The organism is Cellvibrio sp. BR (assembly GCF_000263355.1).
Classification (GTDB): Bacteria; Pseudomonadota; Gammaproteobacteria; order Pseudomonadales; family Cellvibrionaceae; genus Cellvibrio.
Window position 1 is genome coordinate 673,870 of record NZ_JH668201.1, and the last position, 23,410, is coordinate 697,279.

Consider the following 23,410-nt stretch of genomic DNA (forward strand, 5'->3'; position numbering starts at 1 on the left):
TTGAACGATAGGATTAATAAATAGCAACGCCGCGACGCAACATCTCGCGCGCTAGGATTTCATCGACTTGATGAATGTTTTCATCGCGAAACTCTATATAAGCGACTTTATATTTTTTATAGAGCTGGTGTTTTTCCAATTCATCGCCAATAACCGCCGCGCGGTTTTGCTCTTGACCCAATTGATCGGCCCAACATTCGACGCACAACCCCAGCTCTGGAATATAAAAATCGGCGATCGCGTACTCCACACCCCACTGCAAACGGTAATCCCGTGCATGACTGGTGCGCGTTAGATACAACCAATTGTCAATGCGGCGCTGCATCGCATTGTTGACGCTGTGGCCATCCATGGTTGGATGAGTATCAACACGATCATCGCCCACAATTTGCAGCAGTGCAGCAATCAGCTCAGGATCATCCAGAATCGTTTCAGGCCAGGTTACAAACGGCACCCCCGAGTCGGCCTCATGTTGTTGCCCGCCGATTTTTTTGCCGCGCTCAGTCAACTGCCAACCGCGCACATAGCGCGAAATCAAAGCCTTTTCCGCTAGCAGTAAATTCACCAAGCGTGCAGGAATCTCCCACTTGTGCGCGAGATTGGTCGCACTCAAAGGGGCTTCAGGCAATAGCTTTAATAAATGGTGATGCTGAATAGCTTCAGGCCACGCAATGTACTCGCCGAATTTGGGGTGATTAACGTAAATCCCGCCCTCAAATTTGCCCTTCTCGGTCAATTGCCAATGGTTATCAACCTTGACGATCCAACCACCGGTGGTGAGCAGCACAAATAGCTCCTTACTCTCTTTGCCGATGAGGCGAGCCAGTGCCGTCGTTGAAATATGCCGTTCAGCCATAATCTGTCCTGTAAAACGAGCCGACTTCTGTCATTTAAGGTCGCTGAGTGTAACGCCCGGTGCCGCGACAATACAGTCGCGCCCTCGCTATTTAGCGATTCCTGATTAGAACTACTCAGTAGTTTTTTGCGGCGCGCATCAAATTTAACTGGCCTTGGGACGGCTAAGTCCCTATAATTCGCGCACTTTCAGTGACCCCCTTCCTTGATCGTGAATGTCTTGCCGGGGTAATGCTGATACAGACGGATGTCTGAGGGCTGCCGGTTTACCATCTTGGTAACTATTCACGCTGATCGATTCTGCTCCACAATCTATTCAGCCTGCCCCAAAGTATACAATCGGTTTTGCAATATGGATGTTGTGGATTGTAGCTGTGTCTGCTTGCAGACTACGCGGGAATTTGTTGATTAAATCGCTTTTTATGATTGCCCTTGTGCCCTGACTCACACGAGTTATTTTCACAGGCATTTTCACAGGCACTTAACGCCTGGTATGTAGTTCATACGCATAGCGATCCAATCATCGCTCCCACTTTATTGTGTTTGCCCATTCACTATCGCCTTACTTTTTGCGTTGCGCTTTTTATGTTATGCGCTCGTTAATTGGCGATGACTTTTGCAAACACCCTTTAGAACTTATAAGAATCAAACCGTAAATCGCTGGTACAGTTTTTGAACTGTTTCGCTGGCATGGTTTGCGCTTGATTATCATGTTTACTCAAAACAGGTTATTACATGTCTGAAACTATTATGTTTGCCGATTTAGCCCTTTCTGAACCCGTAATGCGCGCCATTCAAAAGGTGGGCTACGAACAACCATCCCCAATTCAAGCTGCTGCTATCCCTGTATTGCTTGCGGGCGGCGATATTTTAGGTATGGCTCAGACTGGCACCGGTAAAACAGCGGCATTTGCCTTGCCTTTGTTGTCACGTATCGACACCAAACAAGCAGAGCCACAAATTTTGGTATTGGCACCAACGCGTGAACTCGCGATTCAAGTTGCTGAAGCTTTCCAAAAATACGCCAGTGAAATTCCTGGCTTCCATGTGCTGCCGATTTACGGCGGCCAGGAAATGACTACCCAGTTGCGCTCATTAAAGCGTGGCGCCCACGTGGTGGTAGGTACACCGGGCCGCGTGATGGATCACTTGCGTCGCGGCAGCTTGAACCTCAACAATCTGAAAGCGTTGGTTCTCGACGAAGCCGACGAAATGTTGCGCATGGGTTTTATCGATGATGTTGAATGGATTTTGGAACACACCCCAAAAACCCGTCAAACCGCATTGTTCTCTGCCACCATGCCGAAAGAAATTCGCCATGTATGCAACAACTATTTGAATAACGCTACCGAAATTAAAATCGCTAGCAGCCAATCAACCGATGCCAATATCGAACAAGTGTATTGGATGGTAAGTGGCACCAACAAACTTGATGCGCTTACACGCATTTTGGAAGTTGAGCCTTTCGACGGCATGATTATTTTTGTGCGCACCAAAACTGCCACTGTTGAACTGGCTGAAAAATTGGAAGCGCGCGGTTACTCTGCAGCTGCATTAAATGGTGACATGAACCAACAATTGCGTGAGCGCACTATCGAGCGGTTGAAAACCAACAAGCTTGATATCGTTATCGCGACCGACGTTGCCGCACGCGGTATCGACGTTGAACGTGTGAGCCACGTGGTGAACTACGATATCCCTTACGATAGCGAAGCTTACGTTCACCGCATTGGTCGTACCGGTCGTGCCGGCCGTAGCGGTAAAGCAATTCTGTTTGTTGCTCCGCGTGAAAAACGCCTGCTCTACACCATCGAAAAGGCCACTAAAAAGCCAATTACACTGATGGAATTGCCTAGCGGCGCAACTGTTACCAAACATCGTATCGATCAATTTACCCAACAAATTACCGATACCTTGCAAGCACAAGGCGATCTGACCTTCTTCAATGATTTGTTGGCCGAATACAGCCACAAAAATGATGTATCGCCAGAACAAATTGCCTCGGCCCTCGCCTACTTATTACAACGCGAGCGCCCGCTGCAAGTGAAATTTACCGACATTAAACCTGAGCGTGAGCGCAGCAGCCGTGACGAACGCGGTGGTCGGGATGAACGCAGTAGCCGGGACAGTGGACGCGATCGCGGTCCCCGTGAAGATCGCCCACGTCGCGAACGCAATGACGAGAACATGGATCGCTACCGCATTGAAGTAGGTCGCAATCACGAAGCTCGCCCTGGCGACATCGTTGGCGCTATTGCTAATGAAGCGGGTATCGAGAGTCGGTTTATCGGTCACATCAAATTGCACGATGAGTTTTCAACGGTAGATTTACCAACCGGCATGTCAAAAGACATTTTGGCAAAATTGAAAAAAGTGCGCGTGCGTAATCGTCCATTGGAAATTTCATTAGACACTGGCCCACGCGGTGGCGATGACTTTAGCCGCAAGCCGAAGCGTGACTTTGGCCCCCGAGATGGCGCTCCACGTGAAGGTGGCCGTGACAAGCCTCGCTTTGGTGAGCGCGACGGCAAAAAAACCAGCTTTCGCCCCAAGAAATCTGACTAAATACTAAATTAAGAGCAATTCCGTAGGGGCGCAATTTATTGCGCCCTTTTTTTAATTGCAAAAAAATGAAACCTTGGGTTTGGGTTTGGGTTTGGGTTCAATAAATTGAACCCCTACTCGTCAAACCGCAACTTTCCATTTACCTGATCATTTATCCGCTCCATCATTCGTTCAGATTCAGATTTTCCACCACAACTTGTCATGTACCAGTTTTGCGCCTCCCCCACTTTAGTCAAAGCAGATGAGCGTAAACACTTTCCATTTCCCAACTCGACAACGGTAGCACCGGATGGATCCATATGGGTTTTAGGGCCAGTATCCGCTCGCTGTAAATCCGGCCTGTTTTCTTCTGTCATAAGACGTTCACGCAATGCAGGGTTAAACACGTTCTCGGCAATACTACCCTTCAATTGTGGAGCTATTGTTGATGTGCGCTCAGGGTAGATTTCCTGCATTTCATCGCGCGATAAGGTGGTGATCATTCGCGCTTGTTCTACTGGTAACGGCAATTCATCGCTGCTGATTGCAGCTTCCGGAAGGGTTGCGGGCGATACGGATACCGGTGCAAGATCGCTGGTAGTTACAGGTTTTTCTGGTTGAGCTGACGATAAAATATCTTCTTTCGGTTTAACGTCAATTGGGTTCAGTGTGAGATAAATACGCGGAGCAGATTGGGGTAGCACAGAGCTATCGATCATAGGACTATCGATTTGCCAAAAAAATAAGAAACCATGCAGCAATGCAGAAAAAAACAGGCCAACCAATAAATAGCGGATGGAGGAATAGGAACGAGGGTGGGCGTCTAACTCTGCAATGGAGTTTGCGAAGCGGGAAAGATCAACTTCCCTGACATAAGTGGGATCAGCCAACATACTTGTGAGCCTGGATTCGATAGAACAAGATCGAATCTAGACTCACCGGTAAATCTAAAGTTCAACTATTAACCATTGCAACACAAACAGAAAGCCAAGTTACTCGTCAAACATTTGAATCATATAGCCATCTTTTAGCGCTTCAGCCATTGCCTTGTCGGCCGCAATGACACGTAGATCACTAGTCAAATTACTCGGCACCAGCTTACGGTTTTCGATTTGGATTTCCATAAAACCTGCACGCATCAAATACAGTTTGCATAAGTGTTCAGCACCGAATAAATCCTTAAAGTTGATGTACACAATAAAAGGGACCATCTGCCCTTCTTTGATATCGTCAAATGCACGCTTGGCGCGGCCATTAGCAGAGAAGATATACATAATTTTTATCCTGTTTTTATAAAATCAAATCGTCATGACCACACGCAGTGCATCCAGGCGGATTTTCGCCTGCGCCAAAAAGTGTTGACTGGCCGCTAAGCGCTGCGCCAAATAATCAATCTCTTCCTGACGAACATTTGGGTTCACCGCTTTAAGCGCTTTCATCCGCGCCAGCTCACCATTTAATTGCTCACTGACTTTTGCTTGCGCTTCTGCAATCAACTCAGCCTGTTTGGCATGAGTAATTTCTTCCGCCTTTTGCACCATGGTCGTCAAGGTTGGGCGGGCGTGACGCACCAGATCTTGCGCATTATTCCGTGGCACTTTTTGCAGGAGCTTACTCAATTGGGTAATGCCCAGCACATTCGATAAGTCCTTGCCCTTATCATCCAGCAATACCCGTAATAAGGATTGTGGCATATAGCGGAATAACTGCAATTCAGCAGGCGCTGGGCAATGCAATACAAACAAGGCTTCCAGCATCAGTGTACCGGGCTTTAACGGCGGCAACTTCAGGGTACAAAACGCGGTATTACCAAATTCACTGAGCGATACCAGATCCTGAGCGCCGCGCACCAAGGGGTGCTCCCAAGTCAAGAACTGCATGTCCTCGCGCGACAGCGCCTGCTGGCGGTCGTAAGTAACGGTCAGACCACCCTCGGGTAAACCCGGGAATTGCTCAATACGCATGTGATCGCTAGGATGCAATACCAAACTTTTTTCACTGTGTTTTTCATAGTCGATACCAAAACTATCAAACACCTGTTCCATATAAATCGGCAGCGCGGCATTCACATCGTTTTCAGCCAAAGCAGCTACCAATTCAGCGGCTTGCGCAGGTTTGCAGGAATTTAACTCCAGTAAACGATCGCGCCCTTGCTGCAGTTGCGCAACCAAGGCAGCGGAAAAAATGCGAGTTTCTTCAACTAGCTGTGCGAAAGTATTTTCATCTTTATTCACTAGCGCGGGCAAAAGGACATCAACAAATTGCACATAGGCCGCCTGCCCTATGGCGCAGGTTTTTTCAAAGGCATTTAAACCTTGATGATACCAATCGAGTAATTTTTCTTGCGCCGAGTGTTGGTAGTAAGGCACATGAATATTGACGGTGGCGGTTTGGCCGATACGATCCAAACGACCAATACGCTGCTCCAATAAATCGGGGTTGGTAGGTAAATCAAACAGCACCAGGTCTTGAGCGAATTGGAAATTACGCCCTTCACTCCCAATCTCCGAACAAATCAGTACCTGAGCGCCATCTTCCGCTTCCGCAAAATAAGCCGCGGCACGGTCGCGCTCAATCAGGTTCAAACCTTCATGGAACACGGCGGTAGTGAGACCTTTGCGCAAGCGCAAATATTCTTCGATAGACTGAGCGGAATCCGCGTTGGCGCAAATCACCAATACTTTTTTGCGGCGATTTTGGCGCAACCATTCCGCCAACCAAATTACGCGTGGGTCTTGCACCCACCAATCAGCTTCGGTTTTTTGTTGCCAATATTGCTCAGCACAAATTTGCACAGCTAATGGTTGGGCTTGCACGGCAAACAAGTCATCCTCAGTCAAGGTTAAAGCGTGCGCATGTAATTGGCGTTCGGGGAACCCGGTGACTGAGTTACGCGTATTGCGGAATAGTACGCGGCCGGTGCCATGGCGATCCAACAAATAGTGGATCGCGGTGTCAATCGCCGCACCAAGAGTTTGGCTTTCCGCCTGAGCTTGCAACTCTACAATCGTCTCGGCAGGTAAATAATCACCAAGTGATTTTACTAAACTGGCAGGGATTTTTTGCGCGCTATCGCTCTGTGCTTTTAATAACTCCTGCACCAAGTCATTCAGTGGGTGATAAGCTTTTTGTTCGGCAATAAATTTTCCCAAATCGTAATAGCGATCCGGGTCAAGTAAACGCAAACGGGCGAAATGGCTTTCCAGGCCCAATTGTTCCGGTGTTGCCGTGAGCAGCAATAAACCTTTGGATTTTTGCGCCAAGCCTTCAATACAAGTATAAGCCTTGCTTGGTTTCTTTTCGCTCCATTGCAGGTGATGCGCTTCATCCACCAACAACAAATCCCATTCGGCGGCAACAGCCTGCTCGTAGCGATAATTATTTTTGGTAAGGAAATCGAGCGAGCAAATCACCAACTGCGCTGTTTCAAATGGATTGCTAATATCCGCTTGCTGCTCGAAGCCCTCTTTGTCATCACCTTTAAAATCAACATCGACAAAGTCATCGATATAATCCACCGACTCTTCCACGCTATCCAACCCGACCAGTGCATTACAACGGGCTTCATCCAGCAGCGTGAACGCAAAATTAAAGCGACGTAACATCTCCACCAGCCACTGGTGTTGCAAACTCGCGGGCACCACAATCAAGGCACGCTGTACGCGACCACTCATGATTTGTTGATGCAAAATCAAGCCTGCTTCAATAGTTTTACCCAAGCCCACTTCATCGGCCAACAATACCCGTGGCGCATGACGCTGGGAGACTTCACTGGCGATATATAACTGATGCGGCAACAGTTGCACACGCGGCCCTGCCAAGCCAAACATAGGTGATTGACGATGCTGGTTTTGGTAGTGAAGTGTTTGGTAGCGCAATGTAAAGTGGGTGTGTTTATCGATTTGACCGGCAAATAAACGATCGCGTGGCGTGCTGAACTGAACAAAACTATCCAATTCAAATTCGGGAATAGCAAACTCTTCGTCGTCTTTGGTGAGCCCGATATACATCAAGCAACCGGCCTGCTCCACGATGCGGGTGATCTGAATTTTAGTACCGTCCTGATGGCGAACTTTTTCACCCACTTCATACTTAACCCGGCTTACCGGTGCATTATCCATCGCATAGGTGCGACGCTCGCCCGCAGCGGGGAAACTCAAGGTTAAACGACGATTGGCCACGTCCAGGACTATGCCCAACCCCAAATCTGCCTCTGACTCACTTATCCAGCGTTGGCCTATTACAAAAGCCGCTTCACCCGTAAACCTGGTTCTACTCACGCAAATACCTACTTACAAAATCAGAATTATCGAAAAGGCGCGCATCATACTGTTTTAGAGGCCACAAAACCAAAAAATTTGGCTGTGAGCTGGCGCAGTTTTCTATAGAATCCAAGCCACTTGTCACCTGAATGGTAGCCTCCATGCACATTAATACACCCGATGCCGCAAGCACCCAGCGCCTTGAACAACTCGTTGCCAAAACCGACTTTTTACGTCTCACCACTAGCAATGCGCACTACCCCAATGCCATGGGCGCAGGCTTGCCACTTCTCATCGTGGAAACCGCCCTGTGCAGTGCAGTTATATCCCTGCAAGGTGCCCATTTACTCGAATTTAAAACCACCGAGGGCGACCCTCTACTCTGGCTGAGCCCCAATTGCGACTTTACCCCCGGCGTCGCTCTGCGCGGCGGTGTTCCACTGTGCCTGCCTTGGTTTGGGGTCAATCAAGCCTACCCGGACAAACCCAAACATGGATTTGCCCGCAATAGCTTTTGGGAATTGGGGGAAGCGCACCTGTTGAGTGATGGCGCTGTTGAGCTGGAATTTTTATTCCTGAGCGACGCGAATGAATTGTTCCCTTACGATTTTTCCGCCGAATTGCGTATCACACTGGGGACCAGCGCCAAACTTGAATTAACTATCAACAATACCGACACCGAAGACTTTGACTGCAGCTGGGCTATGCACAACTACCATCGCATCAGCTCGCTAACTGATGTGCAGGTGCTCGGCTTGGCTGAGCGTACTTATTTAGACAACTTTGAAAACTACGCAGCAAAACATCAATCTGGTGATGTCAGTTTTACTGGACCCGTAGATCGCGTTTATCCCGCTATCGATAACAGCGTTCGCATCAGTGGCTCGCCTTCCATTGAAATCACTCACAGCGATTGCCCCAGCGTTGTAGTGTGGAATCCTGGTCAGGAAGCCGCCGCGAAAATTGCCGATATTGGCGAAGGTCAGGAGCAGTTTTATATCTGCGTTGAGCGCGGCGCGGCGCTCAGTGAAAAATGGCACTTAACCGCTGGCACCAGCAAAAGTGCGTGGATGGAATTCAAACAAGTTTAATTATTAAGTGCCCATAAAAAAATGCCGCTGTTTTTCGCAAAACAGCGGCATTTTTTTTAGTTAATTGCTAATTACGCAGGCAACAACTCTTTCACCGCATCGCGTTCTTCTTGCAATTCTTTCTCGGTAGCGGTCATGCGAGCGCGCGAGAATTCATTGATATCCAAACCTTGCACGATTTCCCAGTCACCGTTTTTGCACACAACGGGGAATGAGTAGATCAGGCCTTTTTCAATGCCGTAAGAGCCGTCGCTGTATACACCCATGCTGGTCCAATCGTTTGCTGGAGTACCCAACGCCCAATCGCGGATGTGGTTGATTGCTGCGTTAGCAGCAGAAGCAGCCGACGAAGCACCGCGCGCAGCAATAATGGCAGCACCACGTTGTTGTACGGTTGGGATGTAATCTGCTTCGTACCAAGCTTGATCTACCAAGCTCAGTGCTGGTTTGCCATCAACCAAAGTGTTGTGCAGGTCTGGGTATTGGGTAGATGAGTGGTTGCCCCAGATCAATGCCTTGGTAATGTTGTTGATGCTGGTGCCGGTTTTGGTCGCCAACTGTGACAGCGCACGGTTGTGATCCAAACGGGTCATTGCAGTAAATTGACGTGGGTTGATGTCCGGCGCGTTGCGCTGGGCGATCAGGGCATTGGTGTTTGCGGGGTTGCCAACTACCAATACTTTGATGTTGCGTGAGGCATGGTCATTGATTGCCTTGCCTTGCACCGAGAAGATTGCGGCGTTAGCGGCCAGCAAATCTTTACGCTCCATACCTGGGCCGCGTGGACGTGCCCCTACCAACAGCGCGTAATCAGTATCTTTGAAAGCTACAGTTGGATCATCAGTGGTCACAATGCCAGCCAACAATGGGAATGCACAGTCGTCCAATTCCATGGCTACACCTTGCAGCGCTTTCAGTGCCGGGGTGATTTCCAGCAATTGCAGGATAACGGGTTGATCTTTACCTAACATGTCGCCAGCGGCAATGCGGAACAACAATGAGTAGCTGATTTGGCCTGCGGCGCCAGTGACGGTAACTCTTACAGGTGCTTTCACGATGAGACTCCATTTATTCGGGTGATATTGGAAGGAAACGAAAGTTCGGCATTGTGTGCCTGGGTTTTACTGATAAGACGGGCGAGCATTATAGGCATTTGGGTAAAAAATTCACCCCAAGAATCACACTAAATGAGAGAGATTCGCGAGATTAACTGGATATTTACACCCTGCCACCCACTCAAGCACCGGGCCCACAATCCAGGCAGGAATTCCCCGTTGCACTACCCATGTGCAATTTTTGATGTAAATCGCGTAACGCTGTTCGCACCCCCTCCTCAAGAACGGGATGATAAAACGGCAGCTCTAACACCTCTTGCACTGTTAACCGCAACTGGATAACCCATGCCAGTTGGTGTGCAATATGCTCTGCCGCCGGACCAAACATTTCAGCCCCCAGCAGTAACCCACTCCCCTGCTCGCCATACACACGCAATAACCCGCGGTTTTTATTGATGACGGTGGCTCGTCCCTGATTCTCAAAACTGACTTCACCGATGGCATAACAATTACTACAATTTTTCCTCACGGATTCCAGATTCTGCCCAACACTGGCGATTTGCGGATCCGTAAACACAATACTCAACGGCGTGCGGCGAGTACCAGCGCGAATGTCATCCGGGTTGCGTAAAGAGCGGCCGGCATTCCCACCGGCGATGCGCCCTTCATCCGCCGCCTCATGCAACAAAGGAACATCGCTAGAAGCATCACCGGCAATATAAATAGAGGAGTTTCCACATTGGCCGGTGTAGCGGTTATAAAGAGGAGCCCCCTTGCCATCCAATTCCAGGCCCGAATTTTCCAGTGCCAGCCCTTCGATATTCGGACGACGACCTGTTGCTGCTAATACATAATTAAACGTTTCTTCAATCATGCCTTTTTCGCGATGGCGATACTCAATCGCTATGGCATTTTTTTCTTCCCGAACAGTTTTAATTTCCGCATTCAGGTCCAAATAAAACTCGCGATTAAATTCTATATCGGCATAGTGACTGATAGCCGCATCCTGAATTACTGCAAGCTCACCACTCCGACCAAAAAGTACTACCCTGACACCTAATCGACTTAATGCTTGACCAAGCTCCAAACCAATGACGCCCGGGCCAAAAATTGCAATTGATGATGGCAAATCCTGCCATTCAAAAAGATCGTCACTTGTTACTACGCGTTTCCCAGCAGTTGTTAGAAAATTGGGAATGAATGGCGAAGAACCCGTCGCGATAATAATGCGCGCTGCATCTACTTTTATGCTGTTGCCACCTGTTTGTGTTACCTCTAATTCTGTTGGCGAGATAAATTTTGCATAACCATTAAGTTTGTGGTTGTCAGGAAACTCATCAACGGATTCAATGACAGAATTTACAAATCTATCACGCTCCCTACGCACTCGCTGCATTACCGCCGCGCCATTAATAACCGGAGGCGCATAACTCACACCAAAAATATCGCCTTGCTGACCATGATGGGCATACTCAGCAGCTGCAATCAGCAATTTACTTGGCATACACCCGACTCGAGCGCAGGTGGTTCCATGTTGGGCCGCCTCAATAAGCACAAGGTTATCGGTGTATTTTTTGGCGGCGCGATAAGCACTTAACCCTGCTGTACCTGCGCCAATAATTGCAATATCAACTTTACGTGCAGTCATACCCTTTACTCCTTTTTTACAAACTGTATGGATCTGACGGATCAAACGAGATTTGGTTTCAATCGTTAACCAATCATGTGATTCACTCCCTATTTAACAGCGACAAAAACGCCAAGTGCCGAATGGTGATTCAATGAGCAAAAATAAAGCTTCCTTAACCACTTGAAAATTTCAACCGATGCAGCACAATCAGCACCCATCAAGAGTTCTCTTGAGCAGTCAGGGATTCTCCCTACCTAAAAACCCTTTGTGTGAATTTAAATGAGTCAGGAATCGCCGTGCCTTAGCTGTGGGGCTTGCTGTGCCCACTTTCGCGTGTCTTTTTATTGGGGTGAATGTCAGAGCACAGGCGGTCTGGTCCCTGATGAACTGACAGTACAGATCAGTCCGCACCATGCCTGTATGAAGGGAACAGAAACTAATCCTGCTCGCTGTACTGCATTGACAGGGAATGTGGGTTCAGCGGTTAGCTGTAGTATTTATGAAAATCGCTCAAGCACTTGCCGCGAATTTAATATTTTGGATGAAGAAGGCAAACCAAACGAAGCCTGCACGCGTGCGCGTGCGCGTCATGGATTGCCTCCAGTGCATCCTTCATCAAGTTTTACTGTTGATAGCGCAGAGCCAATGCTTGATATAACTCGTCTTTGAACTCAACTTTGGTCGCGTCCAAACTGAGCACAGCTTCGACCAAATGCTCGTTATCTTCCCGGCCATCATGCCAGTGTTTGCGGTAGCTGCCGTCTTTATAACCGTGATCCTGACGGAAGAAATTGAGTACATTTTTACCGACGTAACCGCGGTAGAGCTGCTCAAAACTCATATCCACACCTGCCATTAAGCGTGCGAATAAACCGATGTGAAATTGGCGATAGGCTAAAGTAGCAGCGACAAACTTTTCCAAATCAAGACGGAAATCTTGTTCATCTGTCGCAATAACTAACTCGCCTTGCAGGCGCGCAACAATGTCGTCTACAGCGGCGCCGGACTGCAGCAAAATACTCAAGCCAAAGTGCCAGATATCAATCAGCTCTAATGCCACTTGCTCGGTATCGGGCGATTGTTTTTTCCACCATTTCCAACCGTAATGATCCATCAACTCGGCACACTCCACCCATATGGCGCGATACCATTCATAGCCTTGTTGTTTCCAATTGGCATTCACCTTGGTATTCATGGCATCTTGCAGTTCGAGCATGATTTTAATTTGTTGGGCGTTCATGTTGTTTCTCTTTTAAAAGCTGGATCCCCGCTACGCGAGGATGACGACGGAGTTTTTAAGCTGGCAAATACTGTTTCGCTTTACCAAACAAACGATAAAAATTTTCGGTAGTTTTTTCCGCAAGTTCTTGCAGCGGAATTCCGCGTACATCTGCCACAAACTGCGCAACTTCGCGCACGTATTTCGGCTCGTTAGGTTTGCCGCGATAAGGAATTGGAGCGAGGTACGGCGAATCCGTTTCCACCAACAACCGATCGATTGGCATATTGCGCACCACATCACGGATTTGTTCAGCCGTTTTGAACGTGACAATACCGGAAATCGAAATATAGTAATTCAGATCCAGCGCGGCTTTGGCCATATCCCAATCTTCGGTGAAACAATGCAGCACACCGCTGTGTTCAAGGCTGCCGTGCGTTTTAATCAAGGCAAGGGTATCGGCTTTGGCTTCGCGGGTATGCACCACAATGGGCAGACCAATTTGTTTACCAACGCTCAAATGCAACGCAAAACTTTCGTGCTGGATATCTTTACTTTCGGTTTCGTAGTGATAGTCCAAACCCGTTTCACCTAGCGCAACCACTTTGGGTTGTGATGCCCAATTGATTAATTGCTCTGCAGTTGCCGCCCCTTCTTTCACATCACAGGGATGAACACCAACTGACGCGACTACACGTGGATGCGCCTGAGCAATATCAATCACCGTTTGGATGTTCTCCAAACTAATACCGATACATAACATTTGTTGAATACCGCGCTCATGGGCGGAGGCAATAGCAGCACTTAAATCGCCGCCATAGGGATCAAGCTTTAGGCGATCAAGGTGGCAGTGGGAATCAATTAACATGGCAACTCACAGAAGTACGGGCGATAAAAATAGCAAAGCCAGGCATGACCTGGCTTTGCGCATATCAAGAGTAAAGAATTTTACATGGTATGCGTAGGTTTGTCTGAACTGAGCATGCCAGCGAGGTAATTTTCGATTTTGTTGATAGCAGTATTATCCTGATCGCTAAACTGCACACCGATTCCCGCCGCCCGGTTTCCCTGGGCACCTTTTGGTGTTACCCAGACGACTTTGCCGGCAACCGGAATCTTCTCCGGCTCATCCATTAAACTCAGCAACATAAATACTTCGTCGCCCAATTTATAGGTCTTGTTAGTCGGGATAAACATGCCGCCATTTTTTACGAATGGCATGTATGCGGCATAAAGTACGGCCTTGTCTTTGATCGTTAACGAAAGTATGCCGTTGCGGGCACCACCACCAATCGGTTGCATAACTGATCCTGTTTGTCGTTTTTTTAACTACACGAGCGCCAATGAGATCGAACACTAATAGATTAGCTGACTAGTGTCCAGACGCCATTGCGCGATTCGTGCTGGCGCGCAATAAGGCACCCCAATCGAGCAATAATTCCTCTAATAACAATTGCTTATTGGGGTTTGCACCGCTGAGAAGTTGCCTTTTGGAGAGCATTAATTTTTCAACATAGCGATGCAACAGCGGTAAATTCAGATGGTTTAATCGTTCGCGCAGCTCTACCGGTGTGTGCTGCATTTGCGCATCATCAGCTCCAGCTTTCCAGCGAGCTATGCTATGCAGCAAACTGAGCAACCATTCCACCAGCCCTTGTACATCACCGCCGTGCCATTGGGCAGCCACCTCTATCGCCGACACCTGCCCTAAACTTAAGCGGGTAAATAATTGTAGTGTCTGTTCACGCTGCTCCAGTGCATCCCCCTGCAGCAACGCCAGCGCAGTTAAAGGCGACCCACGCGCCGCCGCCAAAAGGCTTTCTGGTGTGGCATTGCTGCCGACCAACAACGGTGATAACCAACGAATAACCTGCTCGCTGCGCGGCATGGGAAATTTACGCAATTGGCAGCGACTGCGGATGGTGGGCAGCACTGCGCTGGGGCTGTGCGCAATTAATACCAGCAAGGTATTTGCTGCCGGCTCTTCCAAAGATTTCAATAGCGCGTTAGCCGCATTGCCATTCATCGCCTCAGCAGGTTCGATAATGACCACTTTATAACCGCCCTGCTGGGCAGTTTTACTGAGCGATTCGGTTAACTCACGCACCTGGTCAACCTTGATTGCCTTCCCCGCTTCTTCTGGCTCCAACCAAACCAGATCCGGATGGGTATGGGCTTTATTCAATTCACAGCCGCGGCATTTGCCACAGACAGTGCCTTCAATGGGCGCATCGCACAACAAAAGCTGCGCCAAGGCATCGGCCAAATGACGCTTACCAATGCCGCGCGGCCCGGCAAACATCATGGCATGAGGCAGCTTTCGGGCGGTATGTTGCTGCACCAACTGCTGCCACTCAGGTAATTGCCAAGGGTAAGGATGAATCGGGAAATCACTCATGAAACTACTCGAAAATAGCAAAACGAATAAAAGATTGGGCAAGCTTAGCAAATTTGCGATAATCCGCGCCCGCTTAATTCAGCCTCAGGCCAGCCAATGACCGATTCCCAGCTCGACATTCTCTACCTTGACGAGGATTTGCTCATTGCGAACAAGCCGGCAGGGCTGCTCTGCGTACCCGGTAAAGGCCCTGATAAGCAAGACTGCCTTTACAATCGCGCACTGAAATTCAACCCTAACGCCCGCGTGGTGCATAGGTTGGACCAAGGTACATCCGGTATTGTGATGTTCCCCCTCAATTACCTCACGTTGAAAAACCTTACCCATAAGTTTGAGGCACGCGATATTCACAAGCGTTATGTGGCAGTAGTCGAGGGATTGGTGGCCGAGGATGAGGGCGAGATAACGCTGCCGCTGATTTGCGATTGGCCCAATCGCCCGTTGCAAAAAGTGTGTTTTGAAAGTGGCAAATCAGCCCATACCCGTTACAAAGTACTAGAGCGCCATAGCGACACCAATACCACTCGCGTCCTGCTTGAACCAGTTAGTGGACGAACCCATCAGTTGCGCGTGCACATGCTGAGCCTTGGGCACCCAATGCTGGGCGATGGACTTTATGCACCCGCCGATGTACTCGCCAAATCTCCGCGCCTGTTGCTTCACGCCCAGGAGCTATGGTTTGACCACCCTATCACCGGCAATCCATTACGAGTGGAAGCTCCAGCTGCGTTTTAGTTTCTTGTTAACACACCGGGGCAAGAAGTTAATTCAGCAGCGCCGATAGCACTTTATCTATATCAGTTTGAACTTCACTCAGGGGTTGTCCCGCATCCACCAAGGCGTAGCACTCTGGTGCCGCCAAAGCGCGCTGGCGATAAGCGGCGCGAACTCGCTCAAAAAAGACGATAGTTTCGCTCTCAAATCGATCCAACTCACCGCGCTGACGAGCGCGATCCAGCCCAAGCTGGACGTCTATATCCAGAATTAAGGTTAAATCAGGCCGTAAATCTCCCTGCACCAGCTGCTCAAGCTGGTCGATGGTTGATTTACTCAAGCCGCGCCCACCGCCCTGATAAGCGTAGGTCGCATCGGTAAAACGATCACTCAATACCCATGCACCGCGCGCAAGCGCCGGCTTAATCACCTGTGCCAAATGCTGGGCACGGGCGGCAAATACCAGCAAGAGTTCTGCCGTCTCATCCACTGGCTCATCACGTTTGCTAAGCAATAGGTGGCGAATCTGTTCTGCCAAAGGTGTACCGCCGGGTTCGCGGGTAACAATTACCTCAATACCCTTGGCCTCCAACCAATCGCGCACAAAGGCCAGGTTGGTACTCTTCCCGACACCTTCGGTGCCTTCTATAGTAAGAAATTTGCCGCGTTGCATAACTCTCTCTGATCTTAAATTTAATAACTTACGCATTCCTTCCCCTTGGGGGAGCGCGTATCATACCGGCTTTTTCCAGCACCACCCTCTAAATCTCAAGGGAGATTCACCATGATCACATTACACACTAACTACGGCGATATCGTTATTGAACTGGATTTTGATAAAGCGCCCAAGACCGCAGCCAACTTTAAACAATATGTAGAAGAAGGCTTTTATAACGGCACTATTTTTCATCGTGTCATTGATGGCTTTATGATCCAAGGTGGCGGTTTTACGGAAGATTTTCAACAAAAAGAAACCCGTGAAATGATTCAGAACGAAGCTGACAATGGCCTGCAAAACCTGACCGGCACTTTGGCTATGGCGCGCACCAATGATCCGCACAGCGCCACCGCGCAATTCTTTATTAACGTAAAAGACAACAGCTTCCTCAATCACTCAGGCAAAAATGCATCCGGTTGGGGCTACTGTGTGTTTGGTAAAGTTGTTAATGGCATGGACGTGGTCAACAAAATCAAAGGTGTAAAAACTGGCAGCAAAGGTTTCCATCAAGACGTACCTAAAGAAGCCGTTATTATTCAAAGCGCCACTATCGCTGAATAATATGTACACACTGTTTATTTCAGATTTACATCTCCACGAATCACGCCCGCAGATCACGCGGGCGTTTTTTCATTTTTTGCATACACAAGCAATTAACGCCGAAGCACTTTATATCCTTGGTGATTTTTTTGACGCCTGGATTGGCGACGATGATGACGCTGAGCTTCCCCAACAAGTAGCGAATGAATTACTTGCACTTACCCGGAATGGCGTCACGATTTATTTTATGCATGGCAACCGGGATTTTTTATTAGGCGATAGCTACGCCAAAAAATCGGGCATGATAATTATCCCCGAAGGCACCGTTATTGATTTATATGGCACAGCAACGCTACTGGTTCATGGCGATGCGCTCTGCACCGACGATAAAGATTACCAAGCATTTCGAGCAATGGTTCGCAGCGCACAATGGCAACAACAAGTGCTTGCGCAGCCACTTGCCGCACGCCGTGCGTTAGCAGCGCAACTGCGTGATAAAAGTCAAAGTATGAATAGCCTGAAAGCGGCAGATATAATGGATGTAACACCGGCCGAAGTAGTTAAACAGATGGAAGAGGCAAAAGTACAAGTTATGATTCACGGCCACACTCACCGCCCTGCACGCCATAAGCTGTTGGCTAACAACCGTCCTGCAGAGCGCATTGTACTGGGCGATTGGCATGATTTTGCCTGGTGCATCAGGGCCGACAGCAATGGTATGGAACTAAAAAACTGGGAGATTTAAAAAACTAATTTATTGTAGCTTTAAATAACCAAGCCTTTTAAGCAAAAGGTCTCACAACCACTCTGGTTGAAAGTTTAACGGCTGCGACTTGTCATCATGTAAAGCCCAGCAACAATTACAAACAGCGGCCACCAAGTCCAAAATGAAAGATCCAGCAGAAACATCAGCGCGACAAACACAATTGTTCCCGCTGATACCAGTGAGTTGGCTACAGCAACGCCCAGCCCCTCTTTGCGATAAAAACTAAATGCCTGCTGTAGCGGCCCAATGGCAGCAAGCAAAATAAAAAATGCCCACCAGTTGTGAAAATCCAAAAAGAATAATTCATAGCCCAGGTTGCGCGCCAACAACAAGCCACCAATCACAACAATAGCCAAACCGAGCGGCCAATTAACAGAGCGTGATGCAGTTTTTGGTGTATTCACATTCTGTGGACTATTCGTTTGTGGAGCGGGAACTTGGGGTTTATCGTCTGGCTGATTCATAAAAAATCCTTTCAGGTCTATAACGTTGGAATCGCTGCTAGTAAGTGACGGGTGTATTCTTGCTGTGGCGATGCAAACAATTGCTCTGTTTCACCTTCCTCTATCAACTTACCTTTCTGCATTACAACTACCCTGTCACACAAGTAACGCACCACCGACATGTCGTGGGAAATAAACAACATGGTTAAATTGTGTTTTTGAGTTAGCTCCAATAACAGGGCGAGAATTTGTGCACGAATAGTCACATCGAGTGCCGAGACTGGCTCATCGGCAATAATCAAGCGCGGTTTTAATGCAATAGCACGAGCGATAGCGATACGCTGACGCTGACCGCCGGAAAACTCATGGGGGTATTTGCGAATAAACCGACGATCCAGCCCGACGTCATCCATTAACTCTTTTACTTTTTCAAGCACGGTGGCCTGAGTGGCCAGCTTATGCACTAACAGTGGTTCAGCCAAAGTATCAAATACCGTCATACGCGGATTAAGCGATGCATAGGGGTCTTGAAAGATCATTTGAATTTGGGGGCGGACACTACTGAAATCCACTTCAGTTGCAGCAAGAAGATTTTTACCGTTAAACACAATCTCCCCGGATTGCGCATCCACCAAGCGAATAATACTGCGCCCCAAGGTTGATTTCCCTGAGCCGGATTCACCCACCAAACCCAAAATTTCTCCACGGCGAATAGTAATGCTCACATCATCCACACCGCGCGCAAAGCGAGTTACTCTTCTGAAAATAGCACCAACTCTGTGAGGAAATCCAACCTGTAATTTTTTAATTTCCAGCAGTGGCGCTTCATTCGGTTGCACAGCACTTGGAACCGGTTTGGCGGTAGTCAGCACTGCACTCAATAATTTGCGCGTATATTCCTGTGTAGGATTTTTAAAGATTCCCACTGCAGTACCCTGCTCTACCAGCTTACCCTTTTCCATCACCAATACATGATCAGCCATTTGCGCAGCCACGCCCAAATCATGGGTGATAAAAATAACTGCCAACTTGCGTGTTTGTTGCAGTTGTTTTATGAGGGTGAGAATTTGCGCTTGTACCGTAACATCCAGCGCCGTGGTTGGTTCATCGGCAATTAACAACTCCGGCTCAGCCAATAACGCCATCGCAATCATGACGCGTTGGCGCATACCGCCGGAAAATTGGTGCGGATATTCGTGTATACGTTTGGCTGCATCTTGAATACCTACTTCATGCAGCGTAGCAATCGCCTTTTCAAGCGCCTGCTGTTTACTTACCCCTTTATGTTGCAATAACACTTCGGTTAGTTGATCCGCAATGCGCATGTTTGGATTAAGACAGGTCATTGGATCTTGAAAAATCATGGCGATTTTATTGCCGCGAACTTGACGCAACTCGGCTTCGCTCATTTGCAACAGATCTTGTCCATGAAATAACGCACGACCAGATTCAATTTTTCCCGGTGGCATAGGAATGAGCCCCAGCAAGCTATAACAGGCTACAGATTTACCTGAACCCGACTCGCCCACTATACCCAGCACTTCACCGGCCTTGAGTGAGAAATGTAGATTTTCAACCGCTACTGTTTGCCCATTGCGGGTATTAAATACCACGCGCAAATTTTCAACCGCTAATAATGTTTCTTGGCTCATGACTTAATCCTTGGAGGCTCGTGGGTCAAGCGCATCACGCAAACCATCACCGAGGAAGTTGAGAGAAAATAGCGTGATAGTTAGCACTAAACCGGGAAAGATAAGTAACCATGGATATTCCTCCATAGTCTCCACACCGCCAGAAATTAATGACCCCCAGGAACTGGCTGGTGGTTGAATACCGAGACCTAAAAAGCTAAGAAATGATTCCAACAAAATCACACTGGGAATAGTCAGTGTGGTGTATACGATGACTGGCCCGAGCACATTGGGAATTAAGTGGCGAGTGATAATCCGCCATGGCGATAAACCCATGGAGATTGCCGCCTCAACAAATTCTTGTCGCTTAATGCTAAGCACTTGCCCGCGCACAATACGCGCCATGGTCAACCACTCAACAGCACCAATCGCCAAAAACAATAGCAACATACTGCTACCAAAAATGACGGTAAGTAAAATAATAAAAATGGTAAACGGCAAGGCATAAAGTGCATCGACAATACGCATCATCACGGCATCAACACGGCCACCAATAAAACCGGCGATTGCGCCCCAGAGCACACCAATCGTAAGTGCGACTGCCGTTGCAATAAAGCCCACCATCAATGAAATGCGGCTGCCGTACATAATGCGCGTGAGTTGATCGCGTCCGAGTGTATCCGTACCCAACCAATGCGCCGCGGATGGAGCAGAAGCACCGAGATCCAAATTTTGCTCTTCATAACTGTAAGGCGCGATCCACGGCGTAAGTAGTGCGATAACCACCATAAACAAAATGACAAACAGACCAATCATTGCCATTTTATTTTTTTTGAGCCGGGCGATTGCATCCTGGGTGAGAGAGCGCCCTTTTTCTGATTCCAGTAATTCAACTGGCAAGCTATTAACCGGCATTATTGTTTACCCCCAAGATCCTGACGCACTTTTGGGTTTAACCAGACCAACGCAATATCGGCCAGCAAATTAAACAGCACAATAAGAAAAGCGAAGAAAATGGTTAGGCCGAGAATTAACGTGTAATCGCGATTAAATGCCGCCATGACATAAAAACGCCCAAGCCCCGGAATTTGAAAAATAGACTCAACCACAAATGACCCAGCGAGCAAACCCGCAATGGCTGGCCCGAGAAATGAAATAACCGGTGTAATGCCCCCGCGCAGCGCATGTACAAATACGATACGCGCCGTCGATAAACCCTTGGCTTTTGCGGTGCGAATATAATCCTGCGACAACACATCCAGCATGCCACCACGACTGATACGCGCTATATAAGCTGCATAAGCAAAACCCAACGTGATGGAGGGAAGAATTTTATCACCCGCAATTTGCCCCCAACCGGCTACTGGCAACCATCCCAACCAGATTCCAAATACCAATAAAAGTATTGGCCCAAGTACAAAAGTCGGCATACAAATACCAATCATTGCAGCAGACATGGGAATGTAATCTTGCAGCGTATTGCTTTTTAAAGATGCAAAAATACCGGCTGCAAGCCCCACCACTAGTGCAAACAAAATTGCATAAAGCGATAGCTCCGCCGTGGCGGGAAAACCCGCTGCAATTAAGTCATTTACGGTATGGGTTGGATATTTAAAAGAAGGGCCAAAATCCCCCTGCAGTAAATTACCCATGTAATCTAAATACTGCTTCCATAAGGGATCATCAAGGTGATAGCGCTCGTTTAAATGTTTAAGTACTTCTGGAGGTACTGCGCGCTCTGCATCAAAAGGGCCTCCGGGAGCCATTCTGATCATAAAAAAAGTGACTGTTGCCACCAGCAACAAAACGGGAATGGCTTGTAGGCTGCGCTGAATAATAAATCGCAACATTATTCGCCCCCCTTATTGCTGGCTTCCAAATACATATATTTGTAGGGGTGATAATCCATAGTATTGGGGAAATAACCTTTTACATCTTCCGAGAGTAAATAATTAGTGGTGTAGTTGTAGATGGGAAGAATTGGCGCTTCATCCACAAGAATTTGTTCGGCTTCTTGAAAATAGGCATAACGCTCATCGCGAGATTTAGCGGATGTTGAAAGGCGCATGAGCTCATCGTAGCGTGCATTACCCCATCCAGTATTGTTATTCCCACCGCCAGTCATAAACAGCTCAAGAAAGGTGTACGGGTCTATGTAATCACCGATCCAACCTCGTCGGCCAATTTGAAAATTGAGCAATTGTTGATTGCTCAAAAAAACCTTCCACTCCTGATTTTGCAACGAGACATCAATATTCAACGCTTTCTTCCACATTTGTTGAATGGCAACTGCAATTTTCTGGTGATCCTGACTGGTGTTATAAACCAATTCTAATTTAGGGAAACCTTTTCCATCGGGATAGCCTGCCTCAGCCAGTAGCTTCCGCGCCAATTCAATGTCATAGGTCATTTTAGCATTAGGTGTATAGCCCAATGTATCAGGCGGTGTGAGTGCATACGTAGGCAACTGCCCGCCGCGAGTAACATTTTTAGTTATAGCCTCGCGATCAACTGTGTAAGCAAGTGCCTTGCGCACACGCACGTCATTTAGAGGCTTTTGTGTCACGTTAAACGCATAATAATAAGTACCGAAATATAAATTCCCTTTGTATTGAGCAGAATTTTTCTCGCGATAGCGCTCAATTTTAGTACTGGGCATAGTTTCAGTTTTATGCAACTGCCCTGCTTTGAACATCCGCTCTTCAACCAATGCTTGATCGATAGGATAGAAATTAATTTTATTTATCTTAACGGTAGAAGAATCCCAATAATTATTGTTACGTACAACGGAAAACACTTTTCCCGGAGTCCATTCTTCGATAATAAAAGGACCATTACCTACAAAATTTTCGGGGCGCGTCCAGCGTGTGGCGGCTTCATCCATGCGACCATATTTGAGCAGCGTAGGCACATGGACAGGATAAGCACTATGGTGGTCCAATATTTGTAAAAAGTAGGGTGTAGGGTTTTCCAAAATGACCTGCAATGTATGTTCATCAATTGCCGTCACCCCAACCTCAGAAAAATTTGTAATCTTTCCTGAATGGTAGGCTTCAGCATTTTTAATGCTGTAAAGCATACTGGCATACTGATTACCCAAAGCCACTGAAAGCGCGCGCTGCCAAGACAAAACAAAATCCTCAGCAACTAATGCCTCACCATTTGACCATTTTGCAGTTGGGCGAATATGAAAGGTATACACCAAACCATCTTCAGAAATGCTCCATCGTTCGGCAACCGCAGGCACAATTTCCAATGTTTCAGGATGTTTAGAAACCAAGCCTTCAAATAAGGCCATTTGCAAATGGTATTCAGGCATACCTGTCGTTGTATGGGGGTCAATTTCGGCGGGCTCAGTGCCATTCCCTATGTGAAGTATTTGTTGTTCCGTACCAATATCAACCAACGTTTTCCGATCACCGCATGACAATAAAGAAAGACTCAAGGCGATCACAAGATAAACTTTTAATGCAGATTTCATAAGAAAACCAATGTCAAGTAAGGCATGAACCACAAAGCCCGCACTGGGGTTGCAGTGCGGGCT

The 23,410-nt window shown here is 47.9% G+C and carries 22 protein-coding genes; 6 read left to right on the top strand and 16 right to left on the bottom strand.

From position 1 onward, the window contains the following. Positions 1–13: 13 nt before the first annotated feature. On the bottom strand, positions 14–856 hold the full coding sequence (locus O59_RS08165) for a hypothetical protein (protein WP_007641435.1): 843 nt from the start codon (positions 854–856) through the stop codon (positions 14–16). A 734-nt stretch (positions 857–1,590) separates the two neighbouring features. On the opposite strand from O59_RS08165, the gene O59_RS08170 reads away from it, so the two are divergent. Then, positions 1,591–3,420 (top strand): DEAD/DEAH box helicase, encoded by a 1,830-nt coding sequence (locus O59_RS08170; RefSeq protein ID WP_007641436.1) that lies wholly within the window; start codon positions 1,591–1,593, stop codon positions 3,418–3,420. Between the two features lie 113 nt (positions 3,421–3,533). Here O59_RS08170 and O59_RS08175 read toward each other — a convergent pair whose 3' ends face one another. From O59_RS08175 to rapA, 3 genes are all read right to left on the bottom strand, one after another. Continuing rightward, a complete protein-coding gene (locus tag O59_RS08175) occupies positions 3,534–4,292 on the bottom strand; it encodes a hypothetical protein (protein ID WP_007641437.1) in 759 nt (252 codons plus the stop codon). A gap of 99 nt (positions 4,293–4,391) precedes the next feature. Then, positions 4,392–4,673, bottom strand: a complete 282-nt coding sequence (locus tag O59_RS08180) for a hypothetical protein (RefSeq protein ID WP_007641438.1) — start codon at positions 4,671–4,673, stop codon at positions 4,392–4,394. A 24-nt stretch (positions 4,674–4,697) separates the two neighbouring features. Further along, complete coding sequence (gene rapA / locus O59_RS08185; protein WP_007641439.1) at positions 4,698–7,679, bottom strand: RNA polymerase-associated protein RapA; 2,982 nt, start codon at positions 7,677–7,679, stop codon at positions 4,698–4,700. Positions 7,680–7,822: 143 nt separating this feature from the next. On the opposite strand from rapA, the gene O59_RS08190 reads away from it, so the two are divergent. Continuing rightward, the gene (locus O59_RS08190) at positions 7,823–8,752 is read left to right on the top strand and encodes a D-hexose-6-phosphate mutarotase (RefSeq protein ID WP_157152513.1); all 930 of its coding nucleotides are present in this window, start codon (positions 7,823–7,825) and stop codon (positions 8,750–8,752) included. 71 nt (positions 8,753–8,823) lie between these two features. Here O59_RS08190 and O59_RS08195 read toward each other — a convergent pair whose 3' ends face one another. Together O59_RS08195 and O59_RS08200 are read right to left on the bottom strand one after the other, a co-directional pair. Next, entirely contained in the window at positions 8,824–9,807 is a 984-nt protein-coding gene (locus O59_RS08195) for a malate dehydrogenase (protein ID WP_007641441.1), read from the bottom strand. A 181-nt stretch (positions 9,808–9,988) separates the two neighbouring features. Next, positions 9,989–11,455, bottom strand: coding sequence for a dihydrolipoyl dehydrogenase (locus O59_RS08200; RefSeq protein WP_007641442.1), 1,467 nt, complete (start codon positions 11,453–11,455; stop codon positions 9,989–9,991). A 261-nt stretch (positions 11,456–11,716) separates the two neighbouring features. On the opposite strand from O59_RS08200, the gene O59_RS21375 reads away from it, so the two are divergent. Next, entirely contained in the window at positions 11,717–12,106 is a 390-nt protein-coding gene (locus O59_RS21375) for a YkgJ family cysteine cluster protein (protein WP_081489671.1), read from the top strand. On the opposite strand, the gene O59_RS08205 is transcribed toward O59_RS21375, so the two are convergent. The 4 genes from O59_RS08205 to O59_RS08220 all read right to left on the bottom strand — a co-directional run bounded on the left by O59_RS08205 (position 12,060) and on the right by O59_RS08220 (position 15,054). Next, positions 12,060–12,677, bottom strand: a complete 618-nt coding sequence (locus O59_RS08205; RefSeq protein ID WP_007641444.1) for a dUTP diphosphatase — start codon at positions 12,675–12,677, stop codon at positions 12,060–12,062. The two genes, O59_RS21375 and O59_RS08205, sit on opposite strands and share 47 nt — an antisense overlap. 55 nt (positions 12,678–12,732) lie before the next feature. After that, positions 12,733–13,524 carry a TatD family hydrolase gene (locus O59_RS08210; protein ID WP_007641445.1) on the bottom strand — a complete coding sequence of 264 codons (792 nt, stop codon included), beginning with the start codon at positions 13,522–13,524 and terminating at the stop codon, positions 12,733–12,735. Between the two features lie 80 nt (positions 13,525–13,604). Next, complete coding sequence (locus tag O59_RS08215; RefSeq protein ID WP_007641447.1) at positions 13,605–13,958, bottom strand: PilZ domain-containing protein; 354 nt, start codon at positions 13,956–13,958, stop codon at positions 13,605–13,607. 70 nt (positions 13,959–14,028) lie between these two features. Next, complete coding sequence (locus O59_RS08220; RefSeq protein ID WP_007641448.1) at positions 14,029–15,054, bottom strand: DNA polymerase III subunit delta'; 1,026 nt, start codon at positions 15,052–15,054, stop codon at positions 14,029–14,031. A gap of 96 nt (positions 15,055–15,150) precedes the next feature. Here O59_RS08220 and O59_RS08225 point away from each other — a divergent pair, with 96 nt between their 5' ends. After that, complete coding sequence (locus O59_RS08225) at positions 15,151–15,789, top strand: pseudouridine synthase (protein ID WP_007641449.1); 639 nt, start codon at positions 15,151–15,153, stop codon at positions 15,787–15,789. A gap of 28 nt (positions 15,790–15,817) precedes the next feature. Here O59_RS08225 and tmk read toward each other — a convergent pair whose 3' ends face one another. Further along, on the bottom strand, positions 15,818–16,441 hold the full coding sequence (gene tmk / locus O59_RS08230; RefSeq protein WP_007641450.1) for a dTMP kinase: 624 nt from the start codon (positions 16,439–16,441) through the stop codon (positions 15,818–15,820). A 111-nt stretch (positions 16,442–16,552) separates the two neighbouring features. On the opposite strand from tmk, the gene O59_RS08235 reads away from it, so the two are divergent. Both O59_RS08235 and lpxH read left to right on the top strand, forming a co-directional pair. After that, complete coding sequence (locus O59_RS08235; RefSeq protein ID WP_007641451.1) at positions 16,553–17,047, top strand: peptidylprolyl isomerase; 495 nt, start codon at positions 16,553–16,555, stop codon at positions 17,045–17,047. Position 17,048: 1 nt separating this feature from the next. After that, positions 17,049–17,771 carry a UDP-2,3-diacylglucosamine diphosphatase gene (lpxH, locus tag O59_RS08240; protein ID WP_007641452.1) on the top strand — a complete coding sequence of 241 codons (723 nt, stop codon included), beginning with the start codon at positions 17,049–17,051 and terminating at the stop codon, positions 17,769–17,771. A 74-nt stretch (positions 17,772–17,845) separates the two neighbouring features. Here lpxH and O59_RS08245 read toward each other — a convergent pair whose 3' ends face one another. Genes O59_RS08245 through O59_RS08265 form a run of 5 tightly spaced genes read right to left on the bottom strand, consistent with a single transcriptional unit; the run spans position 17,846 to position 23,347 of the window. Next, on the bottom strand, positions 17,846–18,256 hold the full coding sequence (locus O59_RS08245) for a hypothetical protein (protein WP_191966439.1): 411 nt from the start codon (positions 18,254–18,256) through the stop codon (positions 17,846–17,848). A 17-nt stretch (positions 18,257–18,273) separates the two neighbouring features. After that, entirely contained in the window at positions 18,274–19,887 is a 1,614-nt protein-coding gene (locus tag O59_RS08250) for an ABC transporter ATP-binding protein (protein ID WP_007641457.1), read from the bottom strand. A gap of 3 nt (positions 19,888–19,890) precedes the next feature. Continuing rightward, positions 19,891–20,781, bottom strand: a complete 891-nt coding sequence (locus O59_RS08255) for an ABC transporter permease (RefSeq protein WP_007641459.1) — start codon at positions 20,779–20,781, stop codon at positions 19,891–19,893. After that, positions 20,781–21,716: an ABC transporter permease gene (locus O59_RS08260; RefSeq protein ID WP_007641461.1), complete on the bottom strand. Its 936-nt coding sequence runs from the start codon at positions 21,714–21,716 to the stop codon at positions 20,781–20,783. Before O59_RS08260 ends, O59_RS08255 begins: the two co-directional genes overlap by 1 nt. Next, complete coding sequence (locus O59_RS08265; protein WP_007641463.1) at positions 21,716–23,347, bottom strand: peptide ABC transporter substrate-binding protein; 1,632 nt, start codon at positions 23,345–23,347, stop codon at positions 21,716–21,718. Before O59_RS08265 ends, O59_RS08260 begins: the two co-directional genes overlap by 1 nt. Positions 23,348–23,410 lie beyond the last annotated feature (63 nt).

Coding starts and splice junctions, on each gene's coding strand:
- O59_RS08215 (WP_007641447.1), bottom strand. CDS start 13,958: ATGCAACCGATTGGTGGTGGTGCCCGCAACGGCATACTTTCGTTAACG.
- O59_RS08210 (WP_007641445.1), bottom strand. CDS start 13,524: ATGTTAATTGATTCCCACTGCCACCTTGATCGCCTAAAGCTTGATCCC.
- O59_RS08250 (WP_007641457.1), bottom strand. CDS start 19,887: ATGAGCCAAGAAACATTATTAGCGGTTGAAAATTTGCGCGTGGTATTT.
- O59_RS08260 (WP_007641461.1), bottom strand. CDS start 21,716: ATGTTGCGATTTATTATTCAGCGCAGCCTACAAGCCATTCCCGTTTTG.
- O59_RS08205 (WP_007641444.1), bottom strand. CDS start 12,677: ATGAACGCCCAACAAATTAAAATCATGCTCGAACTGCAAGATGCCATG.
- O59_RS21375 (WP_081489671.1), top strand. CDS start 11,717: ATGAGTCAGGAATCGCCGTGCCTTAGCTGTGGGGCTTGCTGTGCCCAC.
- O59_RS08170 (WP_007641436.1), top strand. CDS start 1,591: ATGTCTGAAACTATTATGTTTGCCGATTTAGCCCTTTCTGAACCCGTA.
- O59_RS08200 (WP_007641442.1), bottom strand. CDS start 11,455: ATGACTGCACGTAAAGTTGATATTGCAATTATTGGCGCAGGTACAGCA.
- O59_RS08225 (WP_007641449.1), top strand. CDS start 15,151: ATGACCGATTCCCAGCTCGACATTCTCTACCTTGACGAGGATTTGCTC.
- lpxH (WP_007641452.1), top strand. CDS start 17,049: ATGTACACACTGTTTATTTCAGATTTACATCTCCACGAATCACGCCCG.
- O59_RS08220 (WP_007641448.1), bottom strand. CDS start 15,054: ATGAGTGATTTCCCGATTCATCCTTACCCTTGGCAATTACCTGAGTGG.
- O59_RS08255 (WP_007641459.1), bottom strand. CDS start 20,781: ATGCCGGTTAATAGCTTGCCAGTTGAATTACTGGAATCAGAAAAAGGG.
- O59_RS08180 (WP_007641438.1), bottom strand. CDS start 4,673: ATGTATATCTTCTCTGCTAATGGCCGCGCCAAGCGTGCATTTGACGAT.
- tmk (WP_007641450.1), bottom strand. CDS start 16,441: ATGCAACGCGGCAAATTTCTTACTATAGAAGGCACCGAAGGTGTCGGG.
- O59_RS08165 (WP_007641435.1), bottom strand. CDS start 856: ATGGCTGAACGGCATATTTCAACGACGGCACTGGCTCGCCTCATCGGC.
- O59_RS08245 (WP_191966439.1), bottom strand. CDS start 18,256: ATGAATCAGCCAGACGATAAACCCCAAGTTCCCGCTCCACAAACGAAT.
- O59_RS08265 (WP_007641463.1), bottom strand. CDS start 23,347: ATGAAATCTGCATTAAAAGTTTATCTTGTGATCGCCTTGAGTCTTTCT.
- O59_RS08190 (WP_157152513.1), top strand. CDS start 7,823: ATGCACATTAATACACCCGATGCCGCAAGCACCCAGCGCCTTGAACAA.
- O59_RS08175 (WP_007641437.1), bottom strand. CDS start 4,292: ATGTTGGCTGATCCCACTTATGTCAGGGAAGTTGATCTTTCCCGCTTC.
- O59_RS08235 (WP_007641451.1), top strand. CDS start 16,553: ATGATCACATTACACACTAACTACGGCGATATCGTTATTGAACTGGAT.